The following is a 17,082-nucleotide window of genomic DNA, read 5'->3' on the forward strand; positions in this document are numbered from 1 at the left end:
CCGCCGCCGCAATTCAGCACGCCTCAGGAGACAGCGATGAAAGCACCACTGCGATCCCACGGTTTCGACAAGCCCTCGGACCTTGATGACCATCTGGCCGAACTGGACGAAGAGGCCGTGGAGAAGAAGGCTGCAAAACCCGCTGCTGCCCGAAGGGTGCGGGCCGCCGCCCCGCCGGAATCATCCTTGCGGGCGGAGCTGGATGATCTGCGCAAACAGCTCGAAAAAATTCGCCGCGACGTCAAACGGCTGGAAGCCGCCGCCAACCCGTCGCATCATGAAACCGCCAACGCCCGGCATGAGCGCGACCGTGAGAATTCGCGCCTGATGACGGTGGTGCGCTCCGTTGCCGTCACCTCGCTGGCGAGCCGCATCTTCGCCTCCTCGCCCGTCATGGCGGCGCTGGTGGCCGTTGTGCCCATCGCGCTTGGTCTTGCCGCACGGCGCAGTGAGGGGGCGTAAGCCGTCCCCTGCCGCGCCGCCGCCCGCTGGCCGGCGGATGCCCGCGAGCGGGTTTTCCGCCGCAATCCTGCCTTCGCCGGGCAGACTTTCAAGCCATCCACAGGCGCCGTGAAAAAACTGTCAAAAAACTTCGCGATGGCGCTTGCCATGTCCGAACAAGATGTTATAACCCCGCTCACTTTCGGGGCACCAAACAGCCCCGCCCGCCAAAAGCGGAGGTTCTTCAAGGACCTGAAGTGCCCGGATAGCTCAGTTGGTAGAGCAGCGGATTGAAAATCCGCGTGTCGGTGGTTCAAATCCGCCTCCGGGCACCATTTCTCTCAATTGCATTGCTGATGAATTGTGTGCATGGACGGCTTGTCCATTTGCAGGCAAATTTCGATGAGTAGCTACCGCCATCATATGCTTTTGACAGGCCCGGTATAACCATAGGCCAACCCTGTCTGTTGCAGGCAGTTGGAGAGCAGCCCACAAATGGATCGTGTCACAAGCCCACCTCTTCTACCGCCTGGCATTGTCTATTTTGACGGCTTTCTCTCTCCAGAGGAGGAGGCCGCCGTCGCCCACAGACTGGACGCGGGTGTGTGGAGCACGGAGCTGAAGCGCCGCGTGCAGCATTTCGGTTATCGGTACGACTATAAGGCGCGCGCTATTACCGCGGAAGCGTATCTCGGGCCGTTGCCGCCATGGCTTGGCGTGTTCGCGGAGCGGTTAGTTACCACAGGTTATTGTCGGGATTTGCCCGATCAGGTTATCGCGAACGAATATATTCCGGGGCAGGGCATCAGTGCGCATGTCGATTGTGTGCCCTGTTTTGACGATGGGATCGTATCGATAAGCCTTTTATCCACATGCGAGATGGTTTTCCGCGAATTGCGTGGGTCAGCCATATGCGGCGTCTTGCTTCAACCTCGCTCAGGCGTCTTGCTGAGAGACGCGGGCCGCTACGGCTGGACCCATGAAATTCCGGCGCGAAAATCGGATATCGTGAATGGAGTTAAGACAGCCCGAGGCAGACGAATTTCCCTCACTTTTCGCAAGGTCATTGCTCCGAAACAGTCTTGATCAGAGAGGAACGCCCTGTTCCTCCATTCTTGTGAGCAACAGTTGAAGAAGCGCGGTTGGGTCTTGATCCATTGCGGCCGACAATTTTGCAAATTCAACGACGTCTATTCGTCTTTCAGAGCCTTCGGCCTTTGCGACATAGGACTGTGGCTTGCCCAACCGATCTGCGACCTGCTGTTGTGTGAGGCCCGCTTTTCGCCGCGTGTCGGTCAGTATCTCAACAAGAAGCTGGTACTCGGGTGTATGTGTAGACTTCGTCACGAGCTCCAGAACCCTGAAATTTTAGGAGCTCACGGATTAATCCTGATTTGGAATTATCCCATTATGGGATAAAGTCTTGCGGAATAGCCATGGAGTGCAGTCATGGAACTATCCGTATCGAGCTGGTTTTCAATCGTGGTGATTGGAGCGTGTGGATTTTCCGCTTTTATGTATGTCATTTGGCAGCAAGCTGTGCGGCCCATGCTTGTCCCGCGCGCCGAGATAACGCGCATCGCCGATGTCTTAAGCAAGACATATGGGAATGCTGCCGAGGAATTCGTGGTCATCGAGGAAGATCGCGCTTGGCGATATTCCCAAAATTTCGAACAAGGCAAATGGCGACGAGTGCGCGCAGAACTTCGCCGCCGAAAAGAGCTTTAGCCTAAAGATGCTCCCGATTATCCGTATTCTGCTCCGCCCGGTCCCGATAAAGCGCGGCCCGCCCGAGCAACATCAGGGAAACCGGGGTCGTCACCGTCATGAAGATGCCGATGAAGATTTCGTGGAAGGCGAAGCGGTCGCCGGAGACGGAGAAATAGATGATCGAGGCCATGACGATGCCGCCGGTGCCCCAGCTGGTGCCGAGTGTGGGTGCGTGCAGGCGTTCATAGAAGCTGTTGAGCCTGGCAAAGCCGATGGTGCCGATCAGCGTCAGCGAGGCGCCCAGCAGCACGAAGAAAGCCACGGCAATGGCGGCCCAGAGGGGAAATTCGTACGCCTCGCTCATTCGATCACCTCGCCGCGCATCAGGAATTTGGAAAGGGCGACGGTGGAGACGAAGCCGAGGATGGCGATCAGCAGCGATGCCTCGAAATAGATGTCGTTGCCGGTGCGCAGGCCGAAGGTCAGGAGAAGCAGCATGGCGTTGACATAGAGCGTATCCATGCCCAGCACGCGGTCCTGCGCGCGCGGGCCGATGGCGATGCGATAGACCGAGATCGCCATGGCGATGGCGAGCATGAACTGCGCCAGCGAAAAGGACCAGAAAAGGATAATCGAACTCATTCGAATATCTCCATCAGCAGTTTTTCATAACGGTTCTTGATGAGGCTTATCCAGGCCGCCTCATCCACATCGTCGAGAACGTGAAGCAGCAGCGTGCCCTGGCTGGAATTATATTCGAGCCATGCGCTTCCCGGCGTCGAGGTCAGGATCGTCGCCAGAACCGCAAGCGCCATCGGATCGCGAATATCGAGCGGCACGGCCAGGAAGCCGGATTTGCGGTCTCTCTCGCGCTTGAACAGGATGATCTTCACGACCGAGAGATTGGACCTGACGATATCGTAAAGCACGATCAGGATGAGCTGCACCAGCCTGTGCCAGTTGCGGATGCGCGGCTTGGCCGGCCTGAGCGACGCCATCGCCCACGAGGCGACAAGCGCAACCCCGGTGCCGAGCAGCAGATGCCCCGGCGAAAAGCTGTTGATCGTCATCCAGAAGAAGATCAGCGAGATCGTCAGCAGCGGGTAGGGCAGGACACGGCTTATCATGGCTCTGCCTCCGGGTTGCTTCCCGCTCGGGGTGCGGAAATGACGCCCTGAATATAGCTTGCCGGCAGGTCGAGAATACGCGCCGTTTCCTGCATGTATCGCATCACCGGTCCTGCCTGCACGGTCATGGCGAGCGTCAGGCCGAGCAGCAGCATCACGGGGGCGATTTCGATGACGAGTACGCGTGGCACGGTGCCTTCGATGGAAGCCCAGAAGGTGCGGATACCAGCGCGCGTCATCGAGATCAGCGAGGCGAAACCGGCAAAGACGATCAGGAAAACCAGCCACCAGGAGAGTGTGGAAACGCTGTCATTGGCGCCGAGCCCGGAAGGATTGAGGATGGCGGTCAGCATCGAGAATTTGGCGATGAAGCCCGAAAGCGGTGGCAGGCCGGCCAGAAGAATGCCGCAGGCGGCAAAACACGCGCCAAGCACCGCCATGGTGGCGGGCATCGTCACGCCGACTTCCTCCTCCTCCTCTTCCTCGTCGCCCTCGCCATAGGCCTCCATGGTCACGGCAAGAACGTTCGCGCCGGCATCCTGTCCGCGTTCCACCAGCTCGATCAACATGAAGAACGCGCTGATGGTGAGGGTGGAACTGACCATGTAATAAAGCGCGCCGGCCGCAACCGTGGGATTGCCGGTGCCCATGGCGGCAAGCAGCGTTCCCGACGAGACGAGAACCGAAAAGCCGGCAAGCCGCCCCAGCGCCTGCGACGCCAGAACGCCGATGGCGCCGAAGATGATGGTAGCGATGCCGCCAACCAGCAGCGCATCATGGCCGAAACCGGCCGATTCCCCGGCCGTCTGCCCGAAAAGCAGGAAGGACAGGCGGGCGATGACATAAATCCCAACTTTGCTCATGATGGCGAAGAGCCCGCCCACCGGGGCCGATGCCGCGCCATAAGCGGAAGGCAGCCAGAAATTCAGCGGCCACATGCCGGCCTTGACCAGAAAGGCGATGCCGAGGATGGCAGAGCCGGTTTCCAAGAGCATGCGCTGATCGGGGTTGAGCCCCTCGATGCGATGGGCGAGATCGCCCATGTTCAGCGTGCCGGTAACGCCGTAGATGAGGCTGACGCCGATCAGGAAGAACAGGGCCGCGACGAGGTTGATGGCGATATAATGCAGCCCGGCCTTGACGCGTTGCTGGCCGGAACCGTGCAGCAGCAGACCGTAGGACGCGGCGAGCATCACTTCGAAGAAGACGAAGAGATTGAAGAGGTCGCCGGTGAGGAATGCGCCGTTGACGCCCATCAGCATCATCTGGAACAGCGAATGGAAATGCGCGCCAGACCTGTGCCACTTCGCCATCGAATAGATCAGGGACGGAATGGCAAGCAGCGCCGTCAACAGCACCATCAGGCCCGAAAGACGGTCGGCGACGAGCACGATGCCGAAGGGCGCCGGCCAGTTGCCGAGCAGATAGACACCGCTCGACACCACGGCGGCGATCTCGGTATTGACCGTCGAGTTCACCTCGCGGAACAGCAATATGGCGACCACCAGCAACAGCACGGTCGAGGTGAGGCTGATGGCGGCTTTCGCCACGCGCTGGCGCTCATCGAAGAACAGCAGAAGGGCGGCGGTAATCAGCGGCAGCAGGATAGGCGCTATGACGATGTGGAAGGGGAAAGACATCATTTCGTCTCCCTCCCGTCCACATGGTCGGTGCCGGTGAGGCCGCGGGCGGCAAGCAGCACGACAAGAAACAATGCGGTGGTGGCAAAGCCGATGACGATGGCCGTCAGCACCAGCGCCTGCGGCACGGGGTCGGCGAGCGTGGAGCTGTCGACGCCGTTGACCAGCACCGGCGGCGCATTGGTCTTGATGCCGCCGACGCCAAAGATGAAGAGGTTGACGGCGTAAGACAGCAGCGAAAGCCCGACGATGACCTGATAGGTGCGCGGGCGCAGCACCAGCCAAACGCCGGAGCCGGTCATGATGCCGATACCGATGGCGAGAATGAGTTCCATTACACGTCCTCCGCTTTTGCGGCTTCAGGCGTGCGAACGCGGTAGTTACGCAACGATTGGTGTGCCAGTGCTATCAGGATAAGAACAACGGAGCCGACGACCAGCGAGAAGACGCCGAGATCGAACAGCAGGGCGGACGCCGTCGGCATTTTGCCGATATAGGGTATCTCCGTATACTGGAAATAGGAGGTCAGGAACGGGTAGCCGAAGTACCAGGAGCCGATACCCGTCGCCGCCGCCATCAAAAGGCCGAAACCCATCCAGCGCAGTGGCAGGATGCGGATGCGGTCCTCCGCCCAGCGCGCCCCGCCGGCGAGATATTGCAGCAGGAAGCCGATGGCCATGGTGATGCCGGCGGCAAAGCCGCCGCCCGGCAGGTCGTGGCCGCGCATGAACAGGAAGATCGAGAAGGTGATGATGACGGGGAACATCCACTGCATCACGATCGATGGCACATAGAGATAATCGCGAACCGTATCGCCATTGCTGCGGTCCGGCCGTTCGGCATCGAAGGCGTTCTGCATCTGCTGCTGTTCCGGCACCCCGATGCTTTCATGCGCGGGGCGGAAACGGCGAAGCAGCGCAAAGACGGTGAGCGCCACGATGGCCAGCACCGCGATTTCCCCGAAGGTGTCGAAGCCGCGGAAATCGACGAGGATGACGTTGACGACATTGGTGCCGCCGCCTTCGGTATAGGCGCGTTCGAGGAAATAGGTCGCAATCGCGTTCGGCACCGGCAGCGTCATCACGGCATAGGCGATGACGGACATGCCGATACCGCTGCCTGCGGCGAGCAGGAAGTCGCGGGCGCGGCGAAGCTGCGCCGGCAGCTCATCGCTGCTGTCGACCTTCTCGACGCGTTTCGGCAGCCATCTGAGGCCGAGCAGGATGAGAACCGTGGTGACGATTTCCACCAGCAGCTGGGTGATGGCCAGATCCGGCGCGGAAAGCCAGACGAAGGTGAGGCAGGTGACGAGGCCCGAGACGCCCAGCATGACGAGGGCGGCGAGGCGATGATATTTCGCCTGCCAGGCCGCACCCATGGCCGCGATCATGCCGATCAGCCAAAGAATGGCGAAGATCGGATCGAAGGTCGTCACACGCGGCAGCGACAGGGAGAATTCCGAAAGGAACAGGGGCGAAAAACCGGCAAGAAGCGCCACGAGGATAAGAAGCCTCAGCTGCGGCTGCAGACGCCGGGTGCCGAGCGTGCTTTCCAGCCACCGCGCCCACTTCCAGGACACGGTGACGAGAATCCGCTCGAAGATGCGCTGTCCCCGCAAATGCCGGAAGACCGGCGGGCCATCGTCGCAGCGCGAGAAATAACCGCCGAGCAGGGCATAGATCGTAACCCCGCCGATCAGCGCCGCGATACTCATGATCAGCGGCAGGTTGAAACCGTGCCAGATCGACAGGCTATATACCGGCGTTTGCGCACCCAGAACCGAAAGCACGGCCGAATGCAGGAACGGGCCGATGGAGAGGCTCGGAACGATGCCGACGATCAGGCAGGCGAAGACGAGGAATTCGATGGGGAAACGCATCCAGCGCGGCGGCTCGTGCGGATGCAGGTTCGGCAGATCGACGGGCTTGGGGCCGAAGAAGACCGTATGGATGAAGCGCAGCGAATAGGCGACGGCAAATGCGCCCGATAGCGTCGCGACATAGGGCAGCGCCCGGTCCAGCAGCGAGTCGGCATGGGTTTCGACGGCCTCGGCAAAGAACATTTCCTTGGAAAGGAAGCCGTTGAACAGGGGCACCCCGGCCATGGCCGCACTCGCCGCCATGGCGAGCGTCGCGGTCGCCGGCATATAGGTGTAAAGCCCGCTTAAGCGCCGCATGTCGCGCGTGCCGGTTTCATGGTCGATGATGCCGGCCGCCATGAAGAGCGAGGCCTTGAAGGTGGCGTGGTTGACCATGTGGAAAATGGCCGCCACCGCCGCAAGCGGGCTGCCGAGGCTGAGAAGCGTGGTGATGAGGCCGAGATGGCTGATGGTGGAATAGGCGAGCAGACCCTTGAGGTCCTGCTGGAACATGGCGAAATAGGCGCCGAGCAGCAGGGTTATGATGCCGGCCGCGCCCACCAGCCAGAACCATTCCGGCGTGCCCGCCAGCACCGGCCAGAACCGCGCCAGCAGGAAAACCCCGGCCTTCACCATGGTGGCCGAATGCAGATAGGCGGAAACGGGTGTGGGCGCCGCCATGGCGTTGGGCAGCCAGAAATGGAACGGAAACTGCGCGCTCTTGGTCAGCGCGCCGCCGAGAATAAGGATGAGCGCCGGTACATAGAGGGAATGGGCGCGGATGGCCGCACCGGCCTCGATGATCTTGTCGAGGTCATAGCTTCCCGCCATATGGCCGAGGATCAGCAGGCCAGCCAGCAGGCTGAAGCCGCCGATGCCGGTCACGGTCAGCGCCATGCGGGCGCCGTCGCGCGCACCGGCGTTCTGATGCCAGTAGCCGATCAGCAGGAACGAAAAGATGCTGGTCATTTCCCAGAAGATCGACAGCAGGATGACGTTGCCGGAGAGCACCACGCCAAGCATCGAGCCCATGAAGGCGAGCAGGAAGGCGAAGAAACGCGGGATCGGGTCTTCGGCCGACATATAATAACGCGCGTAGAGCACCACCAGCAGGCCAATGCCGGTAATGAGCATCGTGAAAATCCAGGCGAATCCGTCCAGCCGCAGGGTAAAGTTCAGGCCGAGCTGGGGCAGCCATTCCACATCATACTTAAGAACCGCGCCGCCGCTGACGCTCGTATAAAGAAAAATGCTGCTGACAAGGCCGAAAAGGGCGACTCCGCCCGCAACGGAGGCGGGACCGGCGGCCGCACCCTCGCGCGGCATGAAGGCCGTCAGAAGCGCGCCAACGAAGGGCAATGCGACAATGAATGGAAGAATGGTTGCAAGTGTCATATGCGGCGGCGGTTTTCTCTCTGGAATGGGAGCCTACGGCGGGTTTCCGACGACTCCGATCCCTCAAGGTTCGCAATGAACCGAATGATGAGGACCGCCGGAATGACTAATACATAATATGCGGAGGCGCGCGTGGAACCACGCTGGCAAAGTCTCGGAAAGCTTGTGGCACGATGGCAACAGCGACGAGCGAGACGTCGGCATTATCCCTGAGGCTCGGGGCGGGTGACGCAAACGCGTCCAGGCGAAAGCCTGAGCCGGCATCGCCGGTCCTGCAGCCGAAATCATTACCGCTATCGCAATCCTTTTCGTGAAGAGAAAGGGAACGGCCGGGATCGACGCTCTGCAATCGTTCGAGGCGGCTGGTTTTGGAAAGGGGCTTGACGCCGGCCGGCGCCTGAAAGCCGATCATGACCAGCAGGCTCGCGACCACGAGACCGATCAACACTTGCGGATGGCGCCTTGAACTGCGGCCTTTCTCCATCCATGGCAAGTTGGCATCTCCTTGATCGTAAAGGTCTCTTTAAAGCATCACCGTTGAGCGAATATCCTGTTGATTTGTTTTAGGGGAAGCCGGACATGCTTGTCCAGCGCGCATGCGGGAAAAACCGCCCGCACCGTCCGATTCCTTTTCGTTTTTGCCCGTTTGCGGCAAAGTGAGGGCGGCATTGGCTAAAAGCTTTTACAAATTTTACCGTTTGACGCCGACGCCTGTGTTTCTTAACTTTCAAGCAAGGAATTAACCATAAAGATTGATGGTATTTCCACGGCGGAATGGGGTTCTCTCCCCTTCCAGGCATGACGCCGCACTGCCGTACCGGTGCCGATCCGGTATTTTCGTTTCTTGGTTCAAGAAGGTCTGGCAGGCGTCGATGCCGCATCGTCCGCGATGGGTATGTTCGTTCAAAAATCCCCTTAGGGTGCTGGCGTTCTGAACCTTGGCCAATTTGGCCGGGTTTTACCGGCCGTCATGTTGTTGGGGACGTCGGTTGGGGCAGGATTTGCCATCAGATCAAGCGCGCAGATCGGCAGGCGGAAGCCTGGCGGGACGGTTGCGTTTTGCCGGCCTCGACGAGACGCAATCCGATTTCCTGCGCAGCTATCGCAGCATGCTCGAGCCTTACGTCAAGGCCGGCCTGCGGGACGTGATGACCCGTTTCCAGTCCATGCCGGACTGTTCTCCGTCTTTCGAAAGCGAAAACCAGCTCGACCGCCTGCACGATCTGCAATCCTCGCACTGGAGCGTTCTGACCGATGCGCGTTTCGACGCGCTTTATGCCGAGCGGGTAAAGGTTCTTTCCGACAATGCCAGCCGCATGGGTCTCGATCCGCGCTGGCAGATCGCCAGCCACGCGGTGGTTCTGGAACATCTCGTCGGCGGGCTGGTGGCCGAACATGCGCCGCGCTCCATCCTGCCCGGCAACCGCAAGAAAACCCGTGAACTGGCGGAAGCCGTCAAGAATGTCGTCCGTCTGGTGATGGTCGATACCGAAATCGCCGTTTCGCTGCGCTTCAACGAATTGCGCCTGCGCCATGGCCGCGAACTGGCGGAACAGCGCGACAATGACCGATCCGAAGCGGCGAAGTTGCTGGGCACGGCGCTGACGGCCTTTGCCGCAGGCGATTTGCAGGCCCGCATCGGCGGCGATGTGCCGGAAGCCTATCGCGATGTTGCAGCGTCCTTCAATGCGGCTCTGGAAACGATCGGCGCATCGCTGATCGCGGCGCAAAACAGCATCGGCGAGGCTGAGGCGCTCGGCGCGCGCTTTGCCGATATGGGACGCTCCATGGCCGAGCGCTCCCGCCAGCAGGCCGAAGCCCTTGCCGAAACCTCCCGCGCCATCCAGACGATGATCGGGAACGTTGCTGAAAACGGCGCCCGCATATCGGCCACGGAAACGGCTGTTTCCCGCGCCCGCGAGGCGGCGGTCGAAAGCGGCAAGGCTATCGGCGAGGCGATTGACGCCATGTCGGACATCGAACAATCCGCCGAACAGATCGGCAGGATCATCGGCACGATTGACGAGATCGCTTTTCAGACCAACCTTCTCGCCCTCAATGCCGGCATCGAAGCGGCGCGCGCGGGTGAAAGCGGACGTGGTTTCGCGGTCGTCGCGCAGGAGGTTCGGGCGCTCGCCCAGCGTTCCGCCGATGCTGCAAGGGAGATCAAGAGCCTTGTCGGCACCACCAAGACGCAGGTCGAGGGCGGTGTGCGCATGGTCAACCGCACGCAGGACGCAATCGGCGGTGTCGTCCGGCAGGTCTCGGGCATCAACGACATGATCGCGGAAGTCTCCCGGCATACGGCCGAGCAGGCCGGCGAACTGCAATCGGTTGCCGCCGATATCGGCGAGCAGCAAAGGCAGGCCGGCCGGAACGCCGTCGATATCAGCGCGAGCGCCTCCGAGGCTGACGCGCTTCAAACCGTCATTCTCGAACTCGGCCGCACCATCCGCGAATTCCGCATTGCCCGTCAGGTACAGGCGAGAGCGGCGTCCGGTGCGGACCGGCAGGACACTTCATTTATGGCCCGTGCGGATAGTCGCACGGATTACGGCCAGGATTACCAACAATTCAGACGTCAGGGAGTCATGTAATGGCAGCCAGAAAAGCAGCTGAGGCGACGCTGAAACTGTCACCGGTGCTGGATCTCAACGAAGCATCGGCCCTGCACGGCAAGCTGATGACGCTGAGAGGAGCACCTTTGTCGGTCGATGCGTCAGAGGTTGAGCGTATCGGCGCACTTTGCGCCCAGGTTCTGATGGCCGGCGCGAAATCCTGGGAAGAGGACGGCAAGCGGTTCGGTTTTGCCAAAGTGTCCGATGCATTTGACAAGACGATGAAACTGATAGGCGTCGATATTGACCATTTGCTCCCCAAGGAGATGCAAAAGTGAAGAAAAAAGTTCTTACCGTGGATGATTCCCGGACGATCAGGAACATGCTCCTGGTCACCCTTAACAATGCCGGTTTCGAAACCATTCAGGCCGAAGACGGCATCGAGGGCCTCGAAGTGCTCGAACAGAGCAACCCCGATGTTATCGTGACGGACATCAACATGCCTCGTCTCGACGGTTTCGGCTTCATCGAGGGTGTACGGCGCAACGAAAAGTATCGTGCGATCCCGATCCTCGTCCTGACGACCGAAAGCGACGCAGAAAAGAAGAACCGCGCCCGTCAGGCCGGTGCGACAGGCTGGATTGTCAAGCCGTTCGACCCTGCGAAACTCATCGATGCCATTGAACGCGTAACCGCCTGATACGGGACATTTCACGATGGATATGAACGAAATCAAGGAAATCTTTTTCCAGGAATGCGAGGAGCAGCTCGCGGAACTGGAATCGGGGCTTCTTAAATTGAATGACGGCGACCGCGATCCGGAAACCGTCAACGCCGTTTTCCGTGCCGTTCATTCCATCAAGGGCGGGGCGGGTGCCTTCGGTCTCGATGATCTCGTGGCCTTCGCCCACGTTTTTGAAACGACCCTCGACTGCGTCCGCTCCAACAAGCTGGAGCCGACACAGGATGTTCTGAAAGTCATGCTGCGCTCCGCCGATGTGCTGGCAGACCTGACCAATGCGGCAAGAGACGGAGGCAGCGTCGATGAAAGCCGCACCCGTGGCCTCGTCAAGGAACTGGAAGCGCTGGCAAACGGCGAAACCGTACAGGTTTCCGCGCCGGTGGCAGCGCCGGCCGCCGTCAAGGCGCCGCAACCCGTCGCACCCAAGCCGACGGATGAGAGCGGCTTCGAGCCGATCCCGTTCTCCTTCACGGACTTTGCCGACGAAACCACGCCGCTGATGGAAGCGCCGTCCTTCCAGATCACCTTCAAGCCGCATGCGTCGCTTTATTCGAAGGGCAACGAAGCGGCACTTCTCCTGCGCGATCTTTCACGCATCGGAGATATGAGCATCAATTGCGACATGTCGGAGCTGCCTTCGCTCGACAAGCTCGATCCTGAAGCATCCTATCTTTCCTGGACGGTTTCGATCGCGACCGACAAGGGTGAAGAGGGTATCCGCAGCGTCTTCGAATTCGCCGAATGGGATTGCGATCTGGAAATCGTGCCGGTTGTTTCGGATGCCGCAGACGACGCGGAAGAGCTTCCGATGATCCCGGTGCCGTTCGATCTTTCGGCCCTCGATAGCGGAGCGGAAGAGCAGCCCGCTGTTGAAATCGCCACGGCTGAAGCGTCCTACGTTGCCGCAGCCGTCGAAACGGCCGTCGCGACGACGCAGATCGCCCAGAGCGTCAATGCGGCAATCGAAAAGCGTGAAGCGGCGGCAGCGCCTGCTGCGGCCCAGGCGAATGCCAATGCCGCGGCCAATGCCAGCGCCGGCCAGACCATCCGTGTGGACCTCGACCGTGTCGACCGCCTGATCAACCTCGTCGGCGAGCTCGTCATCAATCAGGCGATGCTGTCGCAGAGCGTCATCGAAAACGATGCGAGCGGCACGTCTGCCGTCAATATGGGTCTGGACGAACTGCAGCAGCTGACGCGCGAAATCCAGGACAGCGTCATGGCGATCCGCGCGCAGCCGGTGAAGCCGGTGTTCCAGCGCATGTCGCGTATCGTCCGCGAAGTCGCCGATATGATCGGCAAGCAGATCCGCCTCGTCACCGAAGGCGAGAACACGGAAGTCGACAAGACGGTCATCGACAAGCTGGCCGAACCCCTGACGCATATGATCCGCAATGCCGTCGACCACGGCATCGAAACGCCGGAAAAACGCGAAGCGGCGGGCAAGAACCCGGAAGGCACCATCAAGCTTTCGGCCAAGCACCGTTCGGGCCGCATCCTGATCGAGCTTCAGGACGATGGCGCGGGCATCAACCGCGAGCGCGTTCGCCAGAAGGCAATCGACAACGACCTCATCGCCGCCGATGCGAACCTGACCGATGAAGAGATCGACAATCTGATCTTCGCGCCGGGCTTCTCCACGGCGGACAAGATTTCCGACATTTCCGGCCGTGGCGTCGGCATGGATGTGGTCAAGCGTTCCATTCAGGCGCTTGGCGGCCGCATCAGCATCTCCTCGCGCCCCGGCCATGGTTCGACCTTCACCATGAGCCTGCCGCTGACGCTTGCCGTTCTCGACGGCATGGTGGTGACCGTTGCCGGCCAGACGCTGGTGGTACCGCTGACGGCAATCGTCGAAACCCTGCAGCCGGAAGCGAAGAACATTCATTCCTTCGGTGCGAACCAGCGGCTGATCTCCATCCGCAACTCCTTCTGCCCGCTGGTCGATGTCGGCCGCGTGCTGAACTTCCGTCCGACTCAGGCCGATCCGGTCGAAGGTGTCGCCCTTCTGGTGGAATCGGAAGGCGGCGGCCAGCGCGCCCTGATGGTCGACGCGATCCAGGGCCAGCGTCAGGTTGTCATCAAGTCGTTGGAAGCCAACTATACCCATGTTCCGGGCATTGCCGCCGCCACCATCCTCGGTGACGGCCGCGTTGCGCTCATCCTGGATGTCGATGCCATCGTCAGCGCCTCGCGCGGACAGCCCCTGAAGCAGGAAATGTCGCTTGCGGCGACGGGTTGAAAGCGGATCATCCATGGCAGCACTTAATTTCAGCGATCAGCGCCAGTCTCCCGACGAGGTTCTTGCCAGCGGCGAATACCCGCTGACACGGCGTGACCTGTCGGAAATCGCGGCGATGATCTATGCCGATGCGGGCATCTACCTCAACGACACCAAGGCGTCGCTGGTCTATTCCCGCCTGTCGAAGCATATCCGCAATCTCGGCCTGTCGGGTTTCCGCGAATATTGCGCATTGGTGTCCTCGCCGGATGGCGCGCAGGCGCGGCGCGAAATGCTGTCGCATCTGACGACGAATTTCACCCGCTTCTTCCGCGAGAACCACCATTTCGAACATCTGCGTGACGAGGTCCTGCCGGGCCTCATCGCCCGGGCGAAGAGCGGCGGTCGTGTCCGCATCTGGTCGGCCGCCTGTTCGGATGGGCAGGAGCCCTATTCCATCGCGCTTACCGTGCTCGCCATGTTCCCGAATGCGGCGGATTACGATTTCAAAATCCTGGCGACGGATATCGACCCGAAGATTTTGGCGCAGGCCCGGGCAGGGGTCTATGACGACAATGCGCTCGAAACCGTGTCTCCCGCCATGCGCAAGCAATGGTTCACGGAAGTCGATGCCGGCGGTCGCCGCAAGTTCCGCATCGACGACAAGGTCAAGCGTCTCATCACCTTCAACGAATTGAACCTGATGACGCAATGGCCCTTCAAGGGCAATTTCGACGTGATCTTCTGCCGCAACGTCGTCATCTATTTCGACGAGCCGACGCAGATGCGCATCTGGTCGCGTTTTGCCGGGCTGCTGCCGGAAGGCGGTCATCTTTATATCGGGCATTCCGAACGCGTCTCCGGTGACGCCAAGAACCTGTTCGACAATACGGGCATCACCACCTACCGCTTCACTGGCCACGCTTCGGGGAGGAAGGCATGAGCGCACTCGCACGGGTACTCGTCGTCGATGATAGCCCCACCATGCGCGGCCTGATTTCGGCTGTCCTCAAGGCCGATCCGGAAGTCGAGGTGGTCGGGCAGGCCGGCAACGCCATGGAAGCACGCGCGGCCATCAAGCAGCTCAATCCCGATGTCGTGACGCTCGATATCGAGATGCCGGAAATGAACGGGCTGGAATTTCTCGAAAAGATCATGCGCCTGCGGCCCATGCCGGTCATCATGGTCTCGTCGCTGACCCATCGCGGCGCGGATGCTTCGCTGGCCGCGCTTGAAATCGGCGCCTTCGACTGTGTCGGCAAGCCGGCGCCGGGCGATGCGCGCCCCTTCGGCGATTTGGCCGACAAGGTGAAGGCCGCCGCCCGCTCGCAACACGCCGCCTACCGTGCAGCGCGCCCGGAAGCCGCAGCCGCGCCGCAGCCGGTCCCGGTCAGTGAATATCGGGCGGGGCGCAAGGTCGTGGCCATCGGTTCCTCCACGGGCGGTGTCGAAGCGTTGATCGCCGTGCTGCAGAAATTTCCGGCCAATTGCCCGCCGACCGTCATCACCCAGCACATGCCGCCGACCTTCACCAAGAGTTTCGCCGAACGGCTGAACCGCATTTGCGCGCCCGTGGTGGAAGAGGCGACGGACGGTGCGCGTCTGCAGACCGGCAAGATCTATCTTGCGCCGGGCGGCGAGCGCCATTTGCAGATCGCCAACAGGTCCGCACCCTGCTGCCGGCTTGTCGAACGCGATCCCGTCAACGGCCATCGCCCCTCCGTCGATGTGCTGTTCGATTCGGTGGCCGAGCTTGCCGGCCGTAACGCCGTCGGCGTCATTCTCACCGGCATGGGCCGCGATGGCGCAGCCGGGCTGTTGAAAATGCGTCATGCCGGTGCGCGCACCGTCGGACAGAACGAAAAAACATGTGTCGTCTACGGCATGCCCCGCGTGGCCTATGAACTTGGCGCCGTGGAACAGCAACTCCCGCTGGCCTCCATCGGCGAAGAAATCCTGAAACTAACCACTGCCCGCAAAGAAGGTGCTGACTAATGTCTCTCGCAGAAAAGATCAAAGTTCTGATCGTCGACGATCAGGTGACCAGCCGGCTGCTCCTCAGCGATGCGCTGACACAGCTCGGCTTCAAGCAGATCACCGCCGCCGGTGACGGCGAGCAGGGAATGAAGATCATGGAGCAGCAGCCCCATCATCTCGTCATTTCCGACTTCAACATGCCGAAGATGGACGGTCTCGGTTTCCTGCACGCCGTCAGGGCCAACCCGACCACCAAGAAGGCCGCCTTCATCATCCTCACCGCGCAGGGCGACCGCGCGCTGGTGCAGAAGGCAGCCCAGCTCGGCGCCAACAACGTGCTGGCCAAGCCCTTCACGATCGACAAGATGCGCGCTGCCATCGAGGCGGTTTTCGGATCGCTGAAATGATTGAAGCTGCGGCCAAGCGCGTACATATCATTCAGGGCGAGTATAAGGTCGTCAGCGATCCCGATGTGGTGCTGACGACGATACTCGGTTCGTGCGTGGCTGCCTGTCTGAGAGACCCCGTTGCCGGCTTGGGAGGCATGAATCACTTCCTGCTGCCGGGAACGGGAAATGTGACCGGCGGAGATGCCACGCGTTACGGCGTGCATCTCATGGAGCTCCTGATCAACGGCCTCCTGAAGCAGGGGGCGCGGCGCGACCGGTTGGAAGCCAAGGTTTTCGGCGGCGCAAAGACGATTGCCAGCTTCTCCAACGTCGGCGAGCAGAATGCCATCTTCGCCATGCAGTTTCTCAAGGATGAAGGTATTCCGGTCTTAAGCTCCTCCACGGGTGGGGACCACGGCCGAAAGATCGAATTCTGGCCGGTCTCCGGGCGCGCGCGTCAGCATCCGCTCAGCGGCGCGGAAACCCAGAAGACGGTTGCCATGGAAACGCGTCCGGTGCCGGCCCCCAAGCCAGTCGCCAACGACATCGAATTTTTCTAGTCACGGAGTTTCCAATGCAGCTTGCAGAGCACACCGCCGCCACTCCGTTCGAAGAAGCCCTGCCGGACGTTCTGATGCGCGTGGTATCGGAACTGCACGACGTCGCCTATCTCATCGAGCGCATCGAGCCGCAATTGCTTGAAGTGACCAGCGGTCAATTGTCCAGTGAAGGCGTCAAGCTGCTGCAGGGCATCGACCTTGCCGTCCAGAAAACCCGCGGCCTTGCGGAATTCATCGATACCATCACCGGTTCCATCCCGGGAGACTGGATCGTGGATGTTTCCACCGCCCTCAGCCTGGTCAAGCTGGCCGAAATGCAGAAGGCGCTCGGCGCGGCCTTCCGCCATGGCCATTCCCAGCCGCTCGACAAGGCCTCGGGCGACTTCGACCTCTTCTAGAACTATTTCGGCCAGCGTTGCCGTCCTTCGCGGAATGCGGAGAAAGGCAACGCTCGCGCAAGCTTC

General features: G+C 60.8%; 20 protein-coding genes and 1 tRNA gene. 13 read left to right on the plus strand and 8 right to left on the minus strand.

The genetic code is table 11. The annotated features are described in order from the left end of the window. Window positions 1–36 precede the first annotated feature (36 nt). From CFBP4996_RS00680 to CFBP4996_RS00690, 3 genes are all read left to right on the plus strand, one after another. Window positions 37–462, plus strand: a complete 426-nt coding sequence (locus tag CFBP4996_RS00680) for a hypothetical protein (RefSeq protein ID WP_080852703.1) — start codon at window positions 37–39, stop codon at window positions 460–462. Between the two features lie 238 nt (window positions 463–700). Beyond that, a tRNA-Phe gene (locus CFBP4996_RS00685) sits at window positions 701–776 on the plus strand. A 160-nt stretch (window positions 777–936) separates the two neighbouring features. Next, window positions 937–1,527, plus strand: coding sequence for an alpha-ketoglutarate-dependent dioxygenase AlkB (locus tag CFBP4996_RS00690; RefSeq protein WP_080852702.1), 591 nt, complete (start codon window positions 937–939; stop codon window positions 1,525–1,527). On the opposite strand, the gene CFBP4996_RS00695 is transcribed toward CFBP4996_RS00690, so the two are convergent. Continuing rightward, on the minus strand, window positions 1,528–1,788 hold the full coding sequence (locus tag CFBP4996_RS00695) for a helix-turn-helix domain-containing protein (RefSeq protein WP_020810388.1): 261 nt from the start codon (window positions 1,786–1,788) through the stop codon (window positions 1,528–1,530). It lies immediately after the preceding gene. A 102-nt stretch (window positions 1,789–1,890) separates the two neighbouring features. On the opposite strand from CFBP4996_RS00695, the gene CFBP4996_RS00700 reads away from it, so the two are divergent. Then, the gene (locus CFBP4996_RS00700) at window positions 1,891–2,169 is read left to right on the plus strand and encodes a hypothetical protein (RefSeq protein WP_137396223.1); all 279 of its coding nucleotides are present in this window, start codon (window positions 1,891–1,893) and stop codon (window positions 2,167–2,169) included. Between the two features lies 1 nt (window position 2,170). Here CFBP4996_RS00700 and mnhG read toward each other — a convergent pair whose 3' ends face one another. The 7 genes from mnhG to CFBP4996_RS00735 form a co-directional block, all read right to left on the minus strand. Then, a complete protein-coding gene (gene mnhG / locus CFBP4996_RS00705; protein ID WP_080852700.1) occupies window positions 2,171–2,515 on the minus strand; it encodes a monovalent cation/H(+) antiporter subunit G in 345 nt (114 codons plus the stop codon). Beyond that, window positions 2,512–2,793: a K+/H+ antiporter subunit F gene (locus tag CFBP4996_RS00710; protein ID WP_078051276.1), complete on the minus strand. Its 282-nt coding sequence runs from the start codon at window positions 2,791–2,793 to the stop codon at window positions 2,512–2,514. Before CFBP4996_RS00710 ends, mnhG begins: the two co-directional genes overlap by 4 nt. Further along, entirely contained in the window at window positions 2,790–3,278 is a 489-nt protein-coding gene (locus CFBP4996_RS00715; RefSeq protein WP_003522771.1) for a Na+/H+ antiporter subunit E, read from the minus strand. The genes CFBP4996_RS00710 and CFBP4996_RS00715 overlap by 4 nt, the downstream gene beginning before the upstream one ends. Further along, complete coding sequence (locus tag CFBP4996_RS00720) at window positions 3,275–4,921, minus strand: monovalent cation/H+ antiporter subunit D (protein ID WP_035239397.1); 1,647 nt, start codon at window positions 4,919–4,921, stop codon at window positions 3,275–3,277. Before CFBP4996_RS00720 ends, CFBP4996_RS00715 begins: the two co-directional genes overlap by 4 nt. Further along, on the minus strand, window positions 4,918–5,253 hold the full coding sequence (locus CFBP4996_RS00725) for a Na+/H+ antiporter subunit C (protein WP_020810384.1): 336 nt from the start codon (window positions 5,251–5,253) through the stop codon (window positions 4,918–4,920). The genes CFBP4996_RS00720 and CFBP4996_RS00725 overlap by 4 nt, the downstream gene beginning before the upstream one ends. Next, window positions 5,253–8,171: a monovalent cation/H+ antiporter subunit A gene (locus CFBP4996_RS00730; RefSeq protein WP_080852699.1), complete on the minus strand. Its 2,919-nt coding sequence runs from the start codon at window positions 8,169–8,171 to the stop codon at window positions 5,253–5,255. The genes CFBP4996_RS00725 and CFBP4996_RS00730 overlap by 1 nt, the downstream gene beginning before the upstream one ends. A 106-nt stretch (window positions 8,172–8,277) precedes the next feature. Continuing rightward, window positions 8,278–8,655, minus strand: a complete 378-nt coding sequence (locus CFBP4996_RS00735; protein ID WP_080852698.1) for a hypothetical protein — start codon at window positions 8,653–8,655, stop codon at window positions 8,278–8,280. A gap of 505 nt (window positions 8,656–9,160) precedes the next feature. Between CFBP4996_RS00735 and CFBP4996_RS00740 the strand changes: the two genes are divergently transcribed. The 9 genes from CFBP4996_RS00740 to cheT are packed head-to-tail and all read left to right on the plus strand — an operon-like array spanning window position 9,161 to window position 17,016. Continuing rightward, a complete protein-coding gene (locus tag CFBP4996_RS00740) occupies window positions 9,161–10,768 on the plus strand; it encodes a globin-coupled sensor protein (protein WP_432431186.1) in 1,608 nt (535 codons plus the stop codon). Then, on the plus strand, window positions 10,768–11,067 hold the full coding sequence (locus CFBP4996_RS00745) for an STAS domain-containing protein (RefSeq protein ID WP_003493771.1): 300 nt from the start codon (window positions 10,768–10,770) through the stop codon (window positions 11,065–11,067). Before CFBP4996_RS00740 ends, CFBP4996_RS00745 begins: the two co-directional genes overlap by 1 nt. Next, entirely contained in the window at window positions 11,064–11,429 is a 366-nt protein-coding gene (cheY1, locus tag CFBP4996_RS00750; protein WP_003493773.1) for a chemotaxis response regulator CheY1, read from the plus strand. Before CFBP4996_RS00745 ends, cheY1 begins: the two co-directional genes overlap by 4 nt. A gap of 16 nt (window positions 11,430–11,445) precedes the next feature. After that, entirely contained in the window at window positions 11,446–13,713 is a 2,268-nt protein-coding gene (locus CFBP4996_RS00755; RefSeq protein WP_080852696.1) for a chemotaxis protein CheA, read from the plus strand. Between the two features lie 13 nt (window positions 13,714–13,726). Further along, the gene (gene cheR / locus CFBP4996_RS00760; protein WP_003522764.1) at window positions 13,727–14,635 is read left to right on the plus strand and encodes a protein-glutamate O-methyltransferase CheR; all 909 of its coding nucleotides are present in this window, start codon (window positions 13,727–13,729) and stop codon (window positions 14,633–14,635) included. Continuing rightward, window positions 14,632–15,687 carry a protein-glutamate O-methylesterase CheB gene (cheB, locus tag CFBP4996_RS00765; RefSeq protein ID WP_003522763.1) on the plus strand — a complete coding sequence of 352 codons (1,056 nt, stop codon included), beginning with the start codon at window positions 14,632–14,634 and terminating at the stop codon, window positions 15,685–15,687. The genes cheR and cheB overlap by 4 nt, the downstream gene beginning before the upstream one ends. Beyond that, window positions 15,687–16,076: a chemotaxis response regulator CheY2 gene (gene cheY2 / locus CFBP4996_RS00770; RefSeq protein ID WP_003503467.1), complete on the plus strand. Its 390-nt coding sequence runs from the start codon at window positions 15,687–15,689 to the stop codon at window positions 16,074–16,076. The genes cheB and cheY2 overlap by 1 nt, the downstream gene beginning before the upstream one ends. Next, entirely contained in the window at window positions 16,073–16,618 is a 546-nt protein-coding gene (gene cheD / locus CFBP4996_RS00775) for a chemoreceptor glutamine deamidase CheD (protein ID WP_003522762.1), read from the plus strand. Before cheY2 ends, cheD begins: the two co-directional genes overlap by 4 nt. 14 nt (window positions 16,619–16,632) lie before the next feature. Continuing rightward, a complete protein-coding gene (gene cheT / locus CFBP4996_RS00780; RefSeq protein ID WP_035262798.1) occupies window positions 16,633–17,016 on the plus strand; it encodes a chemotaxis protein CheT in 384 nt (127 codons plus the stop codon). Window positions 17,017–17,082 lie beyond the last annotated feature (66 nt).

This window comes from Agrobacterium leguminum (assembly GCF_005144435.2).
Classification (GTDB): Bacteria; Pseudomonadota; Alphaproteobacteria; order Rhizobiales; family Rhizobiaceae; genus Agrobacterium; species Agrobacterium leguminum.